This is a genomic window from Rhodopseudomonas sp. P2A-2r, assembly GCF_026015985.1.
Classification (GTDB): Bacteria; Pseudomonadota; Alphaproteobacteria; order Rhizobiales; family Xanthobacteraceae; genus Tardiphaga.
Window position 1 is genome coordinate 2507254 of sequence record NZ_CP110389.1, and the last position, 15834, is coordinate 2523087.

The following is a 15834-nucleotide window of genomic DNA, read 5'->3' on the forward strand; positions in this document are numbered from 1 at the left end:
TTCGCCTGATGGAGCGGGTAAACTGGCGGTCACCACAACCGGTCGAATCCGGTCCAGGGAGCACACCATGCCGATCGACCAAAACCGTCTGCAAATCCTCACCGCGCTGGCGCGAAAGGTGCTGTGGCTGTCGTCCTGGACCATCCACAACGCCAACCACATCCGGCCCAACCATGACGGCCTCAAGGTCGGCGGCCATCAGGCGTCGTCGGCCTCGCTGGCGACGATCATGTCGGCGCTGTATTTCTCGGTGCTGAAGCCGGAAGACCGCGTCGCGGTGAAGCCGCACGCCTCGCCGGTGTTTCACGCCATCCAGTATCTGTTCGGGAACCAGACCCGTGCAAAGCTGGAGAATTTCCGCGGCTTCAAGGGCGCGCAGAGCTATCCGTCGCGCACCAAGGATATTGACGACGTCGATTTCTCCACCGGCTCGGTCGGCCTCGGCGTGGCGCAGACGTTGTTCTCCTCGCTGGTGCAGGACTATGTCAGCGCGCATGGCTGGATGAAGGATCGCCCCGAGGGCCGCATGATCTCGCTGGTCGGCGATGCCGAGATGGACGAGGGCAACATCTTCGAGGCGCTGCTGGAGGGCTGGAAGCACGGCCTGCGCAACACCTGGTGGATCGTCGACTACAACCGCCAGAGCCTCGACGCCGTGGTGCGCGAGGGGTTGTGGGAAAAATTCGAATCCATGTTCCGCAATTTCGGCTGGGACGTGGTGATCGTGAAATATGGCCGGCTGATGCAGGACGCTTTCTCCGAGCCCGGCGGCGCGGCGCTGAAGCACTGGATCGATACCTGTCCGAACCAGATGTATGCGGCGCTGTGCTTCCAGGGCGGCGCGGCGTTCCGCAAGCGGTTGCGCGACGAGATCGGCGACCAGGGCGACGTTTCGGCGCTGATCGAGCGGCGCAGCGATGACGAGCTGCTGGCGCTGATGTCCAATCTCGGCGGCCACGACATGGCCAGCATGATCGAAGCCTTCGAGTCGATCGACCACGATCGCCCGGTGTGCTTCATCGCCTACACCATCAAGGGCGTCGGCCTGCCGTTCCAGGGCCACAAGGACAACCATGCCGGCCTGATGACGCCGACGCAGATGGAGACATGGCGCGCGCACCAGAGCATTCGGCCCGGCCATGAGTGGGACAAATATGAGGGGCTGTCGCAGGATACCGCTTCGCTCGATGCGTTCCTGAAGCAAGTGCCGTTCGTGCAGCAGGGCAGGCGGCGCCTGTCGGCCGATGTGATCGACGTGCCCGACCATCTTGCCTTCAAGCCCGCGCCGTCGATGTCGACGCAGCAGGGCTTTGGGCTGGTGCTCAACGAACTGGCGCGCGGCGACAGCGAGTTGGCGTCGCGCATTGTCACCGCATCGCCGGATGTCACCGTCTCCACCAATCTCGGCGCCTGGGTCAACCGCCGCGGCCTGTTCGCGCGCGCCGAAAAGGCCGACCTGTTCCGCAGCGAGAAAATCCCGTCGACCTTCAATTGGGACTTCTCGCCCAAGGGCCAGCATATCGAACTCGGCATCGCCGAGAGCAATCTGTTCATCCTGATGTCGGCGCTCGGCCTGTCGTCGTCCATCAACGGCGTGCGGCTGCTGCCGATCGCGACGCTGTACGATCCCTTCATCAGTCGCGCGCTCGATCAGCTCAACTACGCCTGCTATCAGGATGCGCGTTTCATGGTGGCAGCCACGCCGTCGGGCGTCACGCTGGCGCCGGAAGGCGGCGCGCATCAATCCATCGCCACGCCGCTGATCGGCATCTCGCAGGATGGCCTTGCGGCCTTCGAGCCGGCCTTTGTCGACGAACTCGCTGTCATCACGGGCTGGGGCTTTCAGCACATGCAGCGCGAATTGACGGACGGGGGACGCGGAGAGCGGCATGCGCTCGGGCGGTTCGGTGTATCTGCGGCTATCGACGCGCACGATCGAGCAGCCCGCCCGGATGATGACGCCGGAATTGCAGCAGGGCATCACCGACGGCGCCTACTGGCTGCGCAAGCCGGGGCCGAATTGCGATCTGGTTGTGGCCTATACCGGCGCCGTCGCTCCCGAGGCGATCGAGGCCGTGGGTCTGCTCGGCGACAGCCGCAGGGATGTCGGCCTGCTGGCCATCACGTCAGCGGATCGGCTGCATGCGGGCTGGACCGCCGCGCGGAAAATGCGGCGTGGCCGGCGCGGTGCTCCGTATCTCAGTCACATTGAAAAACTGTTGTCGTCGCTGCCGCGCGACTGCTCCATCGTCAGCGTGATCGATGGCCATCCGGCGACATTGGGCTGGCTCGGCGGCGTCTGCGGCCATCGCATGGAGGCGCTCGGCGTCGAACATTTCGGCCAGACCGGCACCATCCAGGATCTCTACCGCCACCACGGTATCGACGCCAACGGCATCGTCGACGCCGCCGAAGGCCTCAGCGCCGGCGCACCGGTGCTGCACCGGAAAATGGCGGTGTGAGACCATGGGTCGCATGGGCATGCGATGCTCGGATCGGATGCAATTTTGTCCAGCAGGTATTTGCTTCGCGTGTAAATCCACAATGTGCGTCACGAAAAGCCGTTGTTTGATTGAAAAATAGTCAGGACGAGCAAGTGCGCCGCCAAGTTTACCGAAGTTTATGCGTATTTGGATGATCTCCAAGATGCGGCCGTCGTCATCGTTTGTTTAAGCATTGCGCAAAGGCTGACTGGTAGTGTCTCGCGATATTACCTTCGGGATTGCCATGCTCGGATTACTGGACTTCAATTTCTACAATTCTTGGTTGTTTGTCCTGCTGTTGCCCGCAGTCGCGGTGGCCATTGCGGCGATCCTTCTGGTCGCGCGATATCGCCGCAGCTTTCGCGAGCGCGAGATGCAGCTGCATGCGGCCATCAGCAACAGCGAGCAGGGGTTCTGCATGTTTGGCCCGGATGGCCGGCTGCAACTGTGGAATGAGAGCCTGCTGCAGATCTACATGATCCCGCCGGGCCAGGTGCTCTCCGGCCGCTCATTCGAAGAGCTTGTGGACGTCGGCCGTGCGGTCGGCAGCGAAGCGCGCGAACTCAGGGATCTTGTCGAACTGCGCGACTCGATCGCGAGCGGTGAAGCATCGAGCCTCACCATCGAATTGCTCGATGGCCGTCACGTCAAGATCTTGCAGAGGCCGATGCCCAACGGCGGCTGGATGGCCACGCATGAGGATGTGACTGACCGCAAACAGGCGGAAGCGCGCTTCGCCTATGTCGCGCTGCATGACCTGGTGACTGGATTGCCCAACCGGGCCGCGCTCCATCACCGGATTGCGGAAAACCTGAAGACGGCAAAGGACAATAATGCACGCTTTGCCGTGATCCGCCTCGGCATCGACCGTTTCAAGGAAATCAACGACGTGTTCGGGCAGTCCGCGGGAGACGCGGTGCTGGCCGAGATGGCGAGACGCCTCGGCGAGAGCTGCGAACCGGGGTTTCTGGCACGGCCGGGCGGCGACGAGTTCTCGATCGTGACGCCGCCGGATCAGGCCGCCTCCGCGATGGAGGACATCTTCAGTCGGCTCGCTGTGATTTGCGACAGCGAATTCCATATCGACGGCCAGGATATCCGTGTCGGCTCGACGGCTGGCGTCAGCGTCTATCCTGACGATGGCGAAGACAGCGAAACCCTGATTGCGCATGCCGACATCGCGCTGTACCGCGCGAAGGCGGAAACACGCGGCACCGTTCGCCGGTTCGAGTCGGCGATGGACCGGCAGATCCGGGAGAAGCGCGCTTTGCAACGCGACCTTGCGGTTGCGCTCAAGAACGGCGAGTTCGAGATCTACTATCAGCCGCAGGCGACGGCGCAGGGCCAAGCCGTCGGCTTCGAGACGCTGCTGCGCTGGCACCATCCCGTCCGGGGCATGGTCTCGCCTGGAATTTTCATTCCGCTCGCCGAAGAGACGGGACTGATCGGCGCGATCGACGAATGGGTGCTGCGCACCGCCTGCGCCGAGGCGGTCGCGTGGCCGAATCCGCTGGCCATCGCCGTCAATTTTTCACCGCTCGATTTCCGCCATCTCGACGTGCCCGAACTGATCCGGTCGGTGCTGCTCGAAACCGGCCTGGCACCGGCCCGGCTTGAGGTCGAGATCACCGAGGGCGTGCTGATCGACGATTTCGATTCGGCGATTGCGATCCTGCGCCGGATCAAGGATCTCGGCGTGCGCATCGCCATGGATGATTTTGGCGCCGGCTATTCCTCGCTGTCCTATCTGCAGGCGTTCCCGTTCGACAAGATCAAGATCGATCAGACCTTCATCGCAAAGCTCGATTCCAATGTGGACTCCGCGTCGATCGTCGAGGCCATCCTGGGTCTCAGCCGTGCGCTGCGGCTTCCGGTTATCGCCGAAGGCGTGGAGACCCAAAGCCAGCTTGCCTTCCTCACACGTCACGGCTGTGACGAAGTTCAGGGCTACCTGATCGGGCGGCCGCAGCCTGTCGCGCACTACCGCGACGTGATGAACGACGTCGCCGCCGTGGCGCGGGTCGGCGCTGTGGCCTGACAAGGCCCGCGCGCGTTTTGTTGCACTGCGAGATGCAGGCGCCGTTCCGCCTCTTTCTGCAGGGGAGGGGCGGCACTTTCGCAGCCCTGCGATCACAACATCCCCCAATGAGCGCCATAGCCTTGCTCCGATCACCGCTCTGACTTTATATGCGGCGGCCGCTGCGACGCGGTGCCCCGCAGATGGCGGGTTCATTTCCGGGGATGCCCGTGCGAAGATGCTTGCCGGACGCTCCGCGCGTTTCCTGACGATCTCCTGAATAACAAAGTTCAAAGTCCAAGAAGAGGTTACGCTATGGTCAACCGCATGCAATTCTACATCGATGGCGCCTGGGTCGATCCCGTCGTCAAGAAGTCGACGCCCGTCGTCAACCCGGCGACCGAAGAAGCGATGTACGACGTTGCGCTGGGCTCCAAGGCCGACGTCGACAAGGCTGTCGCCGCTGCCCGCCGTGCCTTCGAGACGTTCTCTCAGACCTCGCGCGAGGAGCGCGTCGCGCTGCTGGAGAAGATCGTTGCGGTGTACAAGACCCGCATGAAGGACATCGGTGCCGCCGTCTCGGACGAAATGGGCGCGCCGCTGCCGATGGCCGAGAAGCTGCAGGCCGGCGCCGGCCTCGGCCACATCATGTCGACGCTCGAGGTGCTGAAGAATTATCATTTCGAGGAGCCGCTCTGCTCCGCCATGGTGGTCCGCGAACCGATCGGCGTGGTCGGCATGATCACCCCGTGGAACTGGCCGCTCAACCAGATCGCCTGCAAGGTGGCGCCTGCGATCGCCGCCGGCTGCTGCATGATCCTGAAGCCGTCGGAATTCACCCCGACCTCGGCCTTGATTTTTGCCGAGATCCTGCATGAGGCCGGCGTGCCCAAGGGAGTGTTCAACCTCGTCAACGGCATGGGCCCTGAAGTGGGCGCGGCCATGAGCGAGCATCCGGACATCGACATGATCTCGTTCACCGGCTCGACCCGCGCCGGCATCGATGTCGCCAAGCGTGCTGCACCCACGGTCAAGCGCGTCAGCCAGGAGCTCGGCGGCAAGTCGCCGAACATCATCCTCGACGGCGCCGACCTGCAGAAGGCGGTGACCGGCGGCGTCGCGCACATGTTCAACAATTCCGGACAGTCGTGCAACGCGCCCTCGCGGATGATCGTGCCGGCGGCGAAGATGAAGGAAGTCGCCGAGATCGCCAAGGCGCAGGCCGACAAGACCAAGGCCGGCGATCCCCGCGCCGAGGGCACCGTGATCGGTCCCGTGGTCAATCGCGGCCAGTGGGACAAGATCCAGGGCCTGATCCAGAAGGGCATCGAGGAAGGCGCCACCCTGGTCGCCGGCGGCCCCGGCCTGCCGGAAGGCGTCAACAAGGGCTTCTACGTCCGTCCGACGATCTTTGCCGACGTCACCGAGAACATGACCATCGCGCGCGAGGAAATCTTCGGGCCGGTGCTGGTGATCATCGGCGCCAAGGACGAGGCCGAAGCCGTCCGCATCGGTAACGATACGCCTTACGGTCTGGCTGGCTACGTGTCCGGCCCGACGGTCGAGGCGGCACGGAAGGTCGGGCGCCAGCTGCGGGCCGGCAACGTCAACCTGCAGGGCGTGCCCAACGACCGCACCGCGCCGTTCGGCGGCTACAAGCAGTCCGGCAACGGCCGCGAATGGGGCAAGTACGGTCTCGAGGAATATCTCGAAGTCAAGGCCATCGCCGGCTTCAACGCGGCGTAAGCGACACATCCAGGTTGCATGAGTTGCAGCGCCGGGACGGGAGTTATCCCGTTCCGGCGTTTTTTTGTGCGCAAGCGTCTGCCGGCTTCGCTGTAGTGTGGCCGCGCAGCGACGACCGCGTGTCACAATCGCCGACGCCGTTAACACCTCGTTTAGAATGTCGGACTCGGCATCGCCGCATATACGACTCCGTTAGAACATCGCAGCGCATGTTCCAGACGAGATGTTTGTCGATTGAGCTCGGATATGATTTGGACGGCCGGAAGACGGAAATGGGCGAAACTGCGCGGCCGCTTTGCCGCGATGCGCCACGTCATGTCATCGACGCCGGGTCTGATCGGATCGGACTACGCGACGAGGGAGCAGGCGTGGGAAATGCTGGAGGGGCTGTTCAGCCCTTTCGCGCATGGATTGACGGCCGCTGCCATCGCGATCATCGCCTGGTATAACTGGTATGCCGACGGTTCGTTGGCCTCCATGGCAGCTGTTGCTATCGCTTCAGCAACCTTCAGCCTTCGGTTTATTTTCAATCGCCGCATCTTGAGGCGCGGACCGGACGCGCTGGTCTCGCACTGGGTTCGCCTGTTCGTCGCATCGAGCTTCATCGCTGCCGTGGGCTGGGGCTCGAGCCTTTCAATCCTGATCTTCACCACCGGCCATCCCGCCGTCTTTGCCGTCTTCGCGTTGATCAGCGCGCCCGTTCAGGGCGCCAGCGCCCGCGCCTACGCCATGCCGGGCACGGTGATCGTTCATATCAGCATCGTGCTGGGCATGGTCGGGGTCGCCGCCACGGTCTTCGGGATCGCCGTCGCGATCCCGCTCGTCCTCCTTTATCTCTGGTACCAGATCGGTTTTATTTTCGAGCTGGTCGCTTTGCGGACGAAGATGCTCAAGGCCGATCACGATCGGCGCGCCCTGCTGAGCGAGGTGACGCGCTACAACGCAGATCTTGCCGTGGTCAATGCGCGGCTGCAGACGTTCGCGCTCACCGACGGTTTGACCGGTGTCGGCAACCGGCGCGATTTCGACGAAAAGCTCGGTCTCTGCGTGCGCGATCAACCGGCATGCGCGGCGCCGCTGGCTCTGCTGCTGATCGACGTCGATCATTTCAAGCGCTTCAATGACACTTACGGCCACCTGGCCGGCGACGAGTGCCTCAAACAGGTGGCGGCGACGATCCGGCGTGTCGGGCGCCCTGACGATTTCACGGCCCGCTACGGCGGCGAGGAATTTGCGCTCATCTTGCCCGAAACCACAAGGGAAGACGCGCTGCTGCTCGCCGAGCAGGTGCGACAGGCCGTCGATTCGATAGACTTCAGACCGCTGCCGGACATCGGCGCGCCGTTGACGGTCAGCATCGGCGTCGGTGTCGCGGCGGCGGGCGCGACTATTCAACCGCAGGACCTGGTCGAGGCCGCCGACAGTGCCCTGTATCTGGCGAAGCAGCGCGGCCGCAACTGCGTGATGGACGGCGCTGTGGAGCGACAGTCGATTCAGCTGCCGGCCTGATCGATCAGCCGCCCAACGCGCCCTGCGTGTTCACATACAGCGCGTAGATCGACTGGCTCGACGCCATGAACAGCCGGTTGCGCTTCAACCCGCCGAAGCACAGGTTGGCGCAGCGCTCCGGCAGCGCGATGCGGCCGATCGGCGTGCCGTCGGGTGCGAAGATCATCACGCCGTCGAGTTCGGCGCTGCCCATGCCCCAGCCGCACCACAGATTGCCGTCGATGTCGCAGCGCATGCCGTCGGGCGTGCCCGGTCCGGCGTCGATCAGCACGCGTTTGTTGCTCAGGGTCATGCCGTCGGCCGCGACGTCATAGGCCAGGATCTTGCGGTTCGGCACGCCGCGCGATTCCACGATGTAGAGGATGGTCTCGTCCGGGGAGAAGCACAGGCCGTTGGGGCCGAGCACGCCGGCGGCAACGATGGTCGCCTGGCCGGTCCCGCCGTCGATGCGGTAGACGTTGGCATCGATCTCGGACTCGGCCTTGTAGCCCTCGTAATTGCCGAACAGGCCGAAGGTCGGATCGGTGAACCAGATTGAGCCGTCGGATTTCACCACCACGTCGTTGGGCGAGTTCAGCTGCTTGCCCTCGAAGCTGTCCATCAGCACGGTGATGCTGCCGTCATATTCGGTGCGGACGACGCGGCGGCCGCCATGCTCGCAGGTGACCAGCCGGCCCTGGCGATCCCTTGTCTGGCCGTTGCCGAAATTCGACGGACGGCGGAAGTCGCTGACCGCGCCGGTCGCTTCTTCCCATTTGATAATGCGGTTGTTGGGAATGTCCGAGCACAGCAGATAGCGGCCGTCGCCGAACCACACCGGCCCTTCGGCCCAGCGCAGCCCGGTGGCGATGCGCTCGACCGCCGCCAGCTTGATCCAGTATTTCTCGAAGCGCGGGTCAAGCGCCTGGATGGCGGGGTCGGGATAATAGGTCGCCGGCTGCCAGCCGGGGCGCGTCGCCGATGCATCGGACATTTGTGGTCCTGTTGTTGTAATTTCCTCGGGCATCGTTGCTATCATTCGTCTGTGAATGCAGCAAGCGCACGTCGCCGAGCCCTCCGCCTGTCGTCACCCGCGAAAGCGGGTGACCCAGCACACACAGGCCGGAGTATACTGGGTCGCCCGGCCAGGCGCGCAAATGCGCGCCTGGCCGGGCGACGACAGAGGCGTGAGTGGCGCAACGCTCCATCTTGAACTTTCGCTGCCTTGCCCCATCCACGCTGCCACGCCATACTCGCCGCAAATTCGCAAGAACGAGGGATCGGAATGCCAAGAATATTGATGACCGGCGCATCGGGCGGCGTCGGCACACGGCTGCGAAGTCTGTTGCCGTCGATCTACCCGGATCTCGTGCTGAGCGATCTCGTGGCGCCGCCGGACCTCAAGCCTTCCGAAACATTCAAGCAGGCCGATCTCGCCGACTATGCCGCGGTGGAGGCGATCTGCGAGGGTGTCGACGGCATCCTGCATTTCGGCGGTTTTTCCGTGGAGGGGCCGTGGGACACCATCCTGCAGGCCAACATCATCGGAACCTACAATCTGTTCGAGGCCGCCAGGAAGCAGGGCGTCAAGCGCATCGTCTTCGCGTCGTCGAACCATGCGGTCGGGTTCTATCCGCGCCACAGCAAGATCGGCACCGACGTCACGGTGCGTCCGGACAGCCGCTACGGCGTCAGCAAGGCCTTTGGCGAGGCGCTCGGCGCGATGTATGCCGACAAGCATGGCCTCGGCGTCACCTGCATCCGCATCGGAAACTTCGGCGACAGGCCGCTCGACCAGCGCCGGCTGTCGATATTCCTCACGCCGGACGATCTGGTGCAGCTGTGCCGGATCGGCCTCGAACATCCCGACATCCATTTCGAGGTGCTGTACGGGGCGTCCTACAACGAGCGCGCCTGGTGGGACAATTCCCGCGCCTATGCGCTGGGCTATCGCCCGACGGGACGGTCGGAAGATTTCGTCGACCATGCGCTGGCCGAACAGGCCAAGTTGAAGCCCGATCCGGTCGGCGATTTCTACCAGGGCGGCGCATTCTGCAGCATCGAATTCGATGGCGATGCCGCTCGCGTCTGGAAGCCCGAAAAGTAGAAAAGTAGGGTGGGCAAAGGCGCCGTTGCGCCGTGCCCACCACCCCGCGGAATGGTGTGCACGCCTCGACGCGCTGCGCGCGCCGAAGCTTTGCCCACCCTACAGCCGGTGCATTGACATCCCTTCTGGCGGCTTCATAAGAAACGTTCAAAACACGAAGAGTGGGAACGCGACATGGCTGACGGATTGCGCAAGGGACTGACCAGCTACGGCGATGCCGGCTTCTCGCTGTTCCTGCGAAAGGCCTTCATCAAGGCGATGGGTTATTCCGACGATGCGCTGGATCGTCCCATCGTGGGCATCACCAACACCCACAGCGACTACAATCCCTGCCACGGCAATGCGCCCCAGATCATCGAGGCCGCCAAGCGCGGCGTGATGCTGGCCGGCGCGCTGCCGATGGTGTTCCCGACCATTTCCATCGGCGAGAGCTTTGCGCATCCGACATCCATGTATCTGCGCAACCTGATGGCCATGGACACCGAGGAGATGATCAAGGCGCAGCCGATGGATGCGGTGATCGTGGTCGGCGGCTGCGACAAGACGCTGCCGGCGCAGATCATGGCGGCGATCTCTGCCGACCTGCCGACGGTGGTGATTCCGGTGGGACCGATGGTGGTCGGCCATCACAAGGGCGAGGTGCTCGGCGCCTGCACCGACTGCCGGCGCATGTGGGGCAAGTTCCGCGCCGGTGAAATCGACCAGCAGGAGATCGACGCGGTGAACGCGCGGCTGGCGCCGTCGGTCGGCACCTGCATGGTGATGGGCACGGCTTCGACCATGGCCTGCATCACCGAAGCGATGGGCCTGTCGCTGCCCATGAGTGCGACCATACCCGCGCCGCATGCCGAACGTTTTCGCTCGGCGGAAGCCAGCGGCAAGGTTGCCGCCGAGATGGCGAAGGCCAAGGGACCGAAGCCCAGCGAAGTGCTGACCCCGGCCTCGTTCCGCAATGCGCAGGTGGTGCTGCAGGCTATCGGCGGCTCGACCAACGGGCTGATCCATCTCACCGCGATGGCCAATCGCTCGGTGCATCGCATCGATCTGGCGGCCTTCGATGAACTCAGCCGCGAGGTGCCGGTGCTGATCGACCTCAAGCCATCCGGCGATCACTACATGGAGCACTTTCATCACGCCGGCGGCGTGCCGAAGCTGATGGCGCAGCTCGGCGACCTCATCGACCTCGATGCGAAGACCATCTCCGGCGCGACGTTGCGCGACATCGTCGCCAATGCCGAGGACGTGCCGGGGCAGGAGGTGATCCGCTCGCGCAGCAATCCGATCAAGCCGGAAGGCGCCATGGCGGTGCTGCACGGCAATCTCGCGCCGCGCGGTGCCGTGATCAAGCATTCGGCGGCGTCGCCAAAACTGTTGCAGCACACCGGGCGCGCCGTGGTGTTCGAGTCGGTGGAAGACATGACGCTGCGCTGCGACAGCGCGGATCTCGATGTCACCGCCGACGACGTGCTGGTGCTGCGCAATGCCGGGCCGAAGGGCGCACCGGGCATGCCGGAGGCCGGCTATCTGCCGATTCCGATGAAGCTGGCGCGTGCCGGGGTGAAGGACATGGTGCGGATTTCCGATGCGCGCATGAGCGGCACCGCGTTCGGCACCATCGTGCTGCACATCACGCCGGAAAGCGCGGTGGGCGGGCCGCTGGCGCTGGTTCAAAATGGCGACATGATCCGCCTCGACGTCGCCGCGCGCAGCATCGACCTGTTGATCGACGAGGCGGAGTTTGCCAAGCGCGCGGCGGCGCTGCCAGCAGCCACCACGCCCGACTGGGCCAAGCGCGGCTACGCGCATCTGTTTCACCAGACGATCCTGCAGGCCGACGACGGCTGCGATTTCGACTTCATGACGGCGAAGGGGAAGAGAGAGCTAACCCATACTCACTTGTCGTCCCCGCGCATGCGGGGACCCAGTAAACGCAGGCTGCGCGGCTTCATCACAGACGACAACGTTTACTGGGTCACCCGGTCCTGGCGCGCAATTTCGCGCCGGCCGGGCGATGACAACGGTGTTTGGGGCAGGGAAGCAGCGCTTACACCGCCGCTTCGAACTCCTGCCTGACAGCTGCGATGTCCGGCAGCGTCGGCAGGCCGGCTTCGTTGCCGAGGCGCTGGATCTTGAAGGTGGAGGCGGCGCGCGCGAAGGCGAAGTGGTCGTGCCAGCTTTGGGCGGGATTGCTAAGATAGGAATACACATAGGCGCCGTGAAACACGTCGCCGGCGCCGTTGGTATCAAGCACGCGCGCGCGCGGGATCGCCAGCGCCGGCAGCGTATGGACCGCGCCGGTCTCGTCGTACCAGAGCAGGCCGCGTTCGCCCTGGGTGATGCCGCCGACACGGCAGCCGCGGGTCTTGAGATAATCGAGCATTTTCTCCGGCGTGAGGTCCATCTGCTCGCACAGCCGCTCGGCGACGATGGCGACGTCGATGAATTCCAGCAGCTCGTGGGTGTTGGTGCGCAGGCCGCCGCCGTCCAGCGAGGTCAGGATGCCGGCCTCGCGGCAGAGCTTTGCGTAGTGGATCGCGGCGTCCGGCTGGTGGCCGTCCACATGCAGCGCGCGGCACTTGCCGAGGTTGAGCAGCGGGAACGGATGGATGTGCTCGTCGTCGCGGCAGCGCACGATGGCGCGCTTGCCGTCCTTGGGCATGATGAACGACAGCGACGAACTCGCCACCTTTCGTGGATGAATCTCGATCGCGTATTTCGCCGCCATGTCCATGAACATGCGTCCGAGCCAGTCGTTGGCGACGGTCGCGATCAGGTCGGGAACGATGCCGAGCTTGGCGCAGCAGAACGCCGCCGTCACCGCATTGCCGCCGAACGACACCGCATAGTCGGAGGCGACATGCTTCTCGTCACCGGTCGGCATGTGATCGGTGATGAAGGTCACGTCGATATAGGTCTGTCCGATAAAGAGGGCCTGCATGAAGGTGTCCGTCGTTGCTGGTGGGTGGTGCGGTGCGGCGGCTTTGTGGCGTGGCGCATACATTAGCACCGCTTATCGCTTTGTATTCGCGGAAATTAATCGCATTGAATTGCGGTAATTGCTTGAGATCGCGGCAATGCGGGCCTACCAACTTGGGCTGCGACGATGCGTGGGCACCGGCCCATGGCCGTGCCGCCGGCACCATGGGAGGCAACGATGACGGTCTATTCCGGCCCGGTGTTCGATATGGCGGTCAACCAGTTCGGCGTCATTGCCGACCATCTGGCGATCCCCGCCGACGAGCGCGACCGCATCCTGATGCCGAAGCGCGCCATCACGGTGTCCTGTCCGATCCATCGCGACGACGGCACCATCGCGGTCTATGAGGGCTATCGCGTCCAGCATCACCTGACGCTGGGACCGACCAAGGGCGGCACCCGCTTTGCACCCAGCGTCGACCTCGGCGAGGTCGCGGCACTGGCGATCTGGATGAGCTGGAAGTGCGCGCTGGTCGGGCTGCCCTATGGCGGCGCCAAGGGCGGCATCGCGGTCGATCCCACGGCAATTTCCAGGCGCGAACTGGAGGCGCTGTCGCGCCGCTACATGATGGAGATGATTCCCTTCGTCGGTCCGCACACCGACGTGATGGCGCCGGACATGGGCACCAATGAACAGGTGATGGCGTGGTTTATGGATACGTATTCCATGTATCAGGGCCGCACCGTGACCGAGATCGTGACCGGGAAGCCGGTGGCCTCCGGCGGCACGCTGGGCCGGCGCGAGGCCACCGGCCGCGGCGTCGCCCATCTTGCCAAGCGGGTGCTCAAGGAACTGGCCATCGATCTCAATGGCGCCACCGCGGTGGTTCAGGGCTTTGGCAATGTCGGCTCCTACGCCGCGCTGGAACTGCATCGCTTCGGCCTCAAGGTCATTGCGGTCAGCGACCATACCGGCGCACTGCACTGCGCGGCCGGGCTCGATATTCCGGCGCTGATGCGCCACACCAACCAGCATGGCAGCATCAAGGGCTTTTCCAGCGAGATGCAATACGACCCCGCGGAGATCTTCACGCTGGCCTGCGACGTGCTGGTGCCCGCCGCGATGGAGCGGGCGATCGACGGGCCGATGGCGCAGAAGCTGCGATGCCGGGTGCTGGCGGAAGGCGCCAACGGCCCGACCACGCCGGATGCCGACCTGGTGCTGGAGCAACGTCAGGACGAGGTGTTCCTGATCCCCGACATCCTGTGCAATTCCGGCGGTGTGGTGGTCAGCTATTTCGAATGGGTGCAGGATCTGCAGCAACTGTTCTGGGAGGAGGAGGAAGTGATGCGGCGCGAATACCAGATCCTCGACCGCGCCTTCGACCAGATGCTGATGCGCGCCAAGGTCGACAAGGTCTCGCACCGCACCGCCGCGATGGCGATCGGCGTCGAGAAGGTCCGTGCTGCCAAGAACACGCGCGGCCTGTTTCCATGATGGGATACAAAAGATGATCACCGGGCTCGACCACGTCGTCATTCTGCTCAACGATATCAATGCAGGTGCTGCCGCCTATCAATTGCTGCTCGGGCGGGCGCCGTCGTGGCGCGCCCGGAGCGACGGCACCGAGACGGTGCTGTTCACCCTCGACAACATGACGCTGGAGCTGATGGCCCCGGAGGGCGACGGCGCCAATGCGGGGCGGGTCCGCACCGTACTGAAGATCTGGGGCGAGGGCCTCGCCAGCCTGTGCTTCCGCGTCGGCGATATCGCCAGGATGCATCGCCGGCTGGAGCGGGTGGCGCTGAAACCCGACGGGATCGCCGAGGTCGAGAGTCGCGATACGATCTCCGGCGGCACGCTGTCGTGGAAACGCACGCGCGCGGCGACCGATGCCACGCGGGGCGTGCGCATGTTCTTTCTCGAACTGGCGAAGGAACGCCCGCTGTCGAAGCCGCTCGCGCCGGCGCCGATCGCGGCGCTCGATCACATCGTGATCTCCACCGAGGATCCGGAACGCGCCGCGGCGCTGTATGGCGCGCGGCTCGGCCTCGACATGGCGCTGGATCGCTCGCGGCCGGACTGGGGGCATCTGATGTTCTTCCGCTGCGGCGACCTGGTCGTCGAGGTCGTCAAGCGGCCGGTGGCCGGCGCCGACGAGAGCCATGACAAGCTGTGGGGCCTGAGCTGGCGCGTCAACGATATCGACGCCGCGCGGGCGCGGCTGGTGGCGGCCGGCATCGACGTCTCCGAAGTGCGCCAGGGCCGCAAGCCCGGCACCCGCGTCCTCAGCGTCCGCGATGGCGCCTGCGGCGTCCACACGCTGCTGGTGGAGCGCACGGCGAAGGCGGACGGGTAGCGCAGGGCGAGGTCGTGCTAGGCTGCGACCAGAGGCTTGATCTTGCTGACGTCCACGTTCCTCTCGGCGTGCCAGGTATCATAGGCGCCTTGCATCCGGACCCAGATGCCGGCGCCGCCGCCAAATAGCTTGCCGACCCGAACCGCGACCTCCGGCGACAACGGCTTTTTTCGGTCAGGATGTCGTGCAGGTGTTGCCGGGAAATGCCGAGCAACCGCGCGACTTCCGACTTCGAGCACTTGACAGCAGGGATGACGTCTTCGCGCAAAATGGCGCCGGGATGGCTGGGGCAGCGGTCGGGATAGCGCTTGGCGATATGTTCGGTCATTCTCGTTTTCCCTTGCCTGGGCGATAGAGAGTCCTGGTCGCTCATCGGTCAATGATATTGCTCGAAATCGACACGAAGAGCGTCACCTCCCTCGAATTCGAAGGTGATGCACCATGGTCCATTGACGTGCACCGAATAGCGCTGCGGCTTGCCTCGAAGGGCGTGGAAATTAAAGCCCGGCATGGCAAGTTCGCCGGGCGTCATCGCCATGTCCAGGACGTCGAGGCGACGAAGGATGCGCTCATGCATCTTCTTGTCGATCTTTGCAGACGTCTTCCTGTTCCAAAGCTCCAGCAACCCGTTGTGAACAAAAGATCGGATCATTCGCGTCTCCGACGGACGTCACCGCCAAGGCTCACATGTAAGCAGATTGACGACGCTATGTCAAC

10 protein-coding genes and 2 pseudogenes are annotated in these 15834 nt (G+C 64.2%); 8 read left to right on the plus strand and 4 right to left on the minus strand.

Annotated features, from left to right (window positions below; translation table 11 throughout):
* Positions 1-67: 67 nt before the first annotated feature.
* The 4 genes and pseudogenes from ONR75_RS11770 (at position 68) to ONR75_RS11785 (ending at position 7755) form a co-directional block, all read left to right on the plus strand.
* A pseudogene (locus tag ONR75_RS11770) lies at positions 68-2462 on the plus strand (transketolase).
* A gap of 265 nt (positions 2463-2727) precedes the next feature.
* The gene (locus ONR75_RS11775) at positions 2728-4521 is read left to right on the plus strand and encodes a putative bifunctional diguanylate cyclase/phosphodiesterase (protein WP_265082745.1); all 1794 of its coding nucleotides are present in this window, start codon (positions 2728-2730) and stop codon (positions 4519-4521) included.
* 294 nt (positions 4522-4815) lie between these two features.
* Positions 4816-6246, plus strand: coding sequence for an aldehyde dehydrogenase family protein (locus ONR75_RS11780; protein ID WP_265082746.1), 1431 nt, complete (start codon positions 4816-4818; stop codon positions 6244-6246).
* 246 nt (positions 6247-6492) lie between these two features.
* Entirely contained in the window at positions 6493-7755 is a 1263-nt protein-coding gene (locus ONR75_RS11785) for a GGDEF domain-containing protein (protein WP_265082747.1), read from the plus strand.
* Between the two features lie 4 nt (positions 7756-7759).
* On the opposite strand, the gene ONR75_RS11790 is transcribed toward ONR75_RS11785, so the two are convergent.
* Positions 7760-8728: an SMP-30/gluconolactonase/LRE family protein gene (locus ONR75_RS11790; protein WP_265082748.1), complete on the minus strand. Its 969-nt coding sequence runs from the start codon at positions 8726-8728 to the stop codon at positions 7760-7762.
* A gap of 291 nt (positions 8729-9019) precedes the next feature.
* Between ONR75_RS11790 and ONR75_RS11795 the strand changes: the two genes are divergently transcribed.
* Positions 9020-9841, plus strand: coding sequence for an NAD-dependent epimerase/dehydratase family protein (locus tag ONR75_RS11795; protein WP_265082749.1), 822 nt, complete (start codon positions 9020-9022; stop codon positions 9839-9841).
* A gap of 174 nt (positions 9842-10015) precedes the next feature.
* Positions 10016-11914, plus strand: coding sequence for an IlvD/Edd family dehydratase (locus ONR75_RS11800; RefSeq protein WP_265082750.1), 1899 nt, complete (start codon positions 10016-10018; stop codon positions 11912-11914).
* On the opposite strand, the gene ONR75_RS11805 is transcribed toward ONR75_RS11800, so the two are convergent.
* The gene (locus ONR75_RS11805; RefSeq protein ID WP_265082751.1) at positions 11886-12779 is read right to left on the minus strand and encodes a sugar kinase; all 894 of its coding nucleotides are present in this window, start codon (positions 12777-12779) and stop codon (positions 11886-11888) included. The genes ONR75_RS11800 and ONR75_RS11805 overlap by 29 nt on opposite strands.
* A 216-nt stretch (positions 12780-12995) precedes the next feature.
* Between ONR75_RS11805 and ONR75_RS11810 the strand changes: the two genes are divergently transcribed.
* Positions 12996-14255: a Glu/Leu/Phe/Val family dehydrogenase gene (locus ONR75_RS11810; RefSeq protein WP_265082752.1), complete on the plus strand. Its 1260-nt coding sequence runs from the start codon at positions 12996-12998 to the stop codon at positions 14253-14255.
* 13 nt (positions 14256-14268) lie between these two features.
* Complete coding sequence (locus tag ONR75_RS11815) at positions 14269-15117, plus strand: VOC family protein (RefSeq protein WP_265082753.1); 849 nt, start codon at positions 14269-14271, stop codon at positions 15115-15117.
* Positions 15118-15134: 17 nt separating this feature from the next.
* Here ONR75_RS11815 and ONR75_RS11820 read toward each other — a convergent pair.
* Positions 15135-15445 (minus strand): annotated as a pseudogene (locus ONR75_RS11820) (HigA family addiction module antitoxin).
* Between the two features lie 48 nt (positions 15446-15493).
* Positions 15494-15769: a type II toxin-antitoxin system RelE/ParE family toxin gene (locus ONR75_RS11825; RefSeq protein ID WP_265082754.1), complete on the minus strand. Its 276-nt coding sequence runs from the start codon at positions 15767-15769 to the stop codon at positions 15494-15496.
* Between the last annotated feature and the right edge of the window lie 65 nt (positions 15770-15834).

Bases quoted from the DNA above. Each gene is read 5' to 3' on its own strand.
- ONR75_RS11775 (WP_265082745.1), top strand. From the start codon at position 2,728: ATGCTCGGATTACTGGACTTCAATTTCTACAATTCTTGGTTGTTTGTC.
- ONR75_RS11780 (WP_265082746.1), top strand. From the start codon at position 4,816: ATGGTCAACCGCATGCAATTCTACATCGATGGCGCCTGGGTCGATCCC.
- ONR75_RS11785 (WP_265082747.1), top strand. From the start codon at position 6,493: ATGATTTGGACGGCCGGAAGACGGAAATGGGCGAAACTGCGCGGCCGC.
- ONR75_RS11790 (WP_265082748.1), bottom strand. From the start codon at position 8,728: ATGTCCGATGCATCGGCGACGCGCCCCGGCTGGCAGCCGGCGACCTAT.
- ONR75_RS11795 (WP_265082749.1), top strand. From the start codon at position 9,020: ATGCCAAGAATATTGATGACCGGCGCATCGGGCGGCGTCGGCACACGG.
- ONR75_RS11800 (WP_265082750.1), top strand. From the start codon at position 10,016: ATGGCTGACGGATTGCGCAAGGGACTGACCAGCTACGGCGATGCCGGC.
- ONR75_RS11805 (WP_265082751.1), bottom strand. From the start codon at position 12,779: ATGCAGGCCCTCTTTATCGGACAGACCTATATCGACGTGACCTTCATC.
- ONR75_RS11810 (WP_265082752.1), top strand. From the start codon at position 12,996: ATGACGGTCTATTCCGGCCCGGTGTTCGATATGGCGGTCAACCAGTTC.
- ONR75_RS11815 (WP_265082753.1), top strand. From the start codon at position 14,269: ATGATCACCGGGCTCGACCACGTCGTCATTCTGCTCAACGATATCAAT.
- ONR75_RS11825 (WP_265082754.1), bottom strand. From the start codon at position 15,769: ATGATCCGATCTTTTGTTCACAACGGGTTGCTGGAGCTTTGGAACAGG.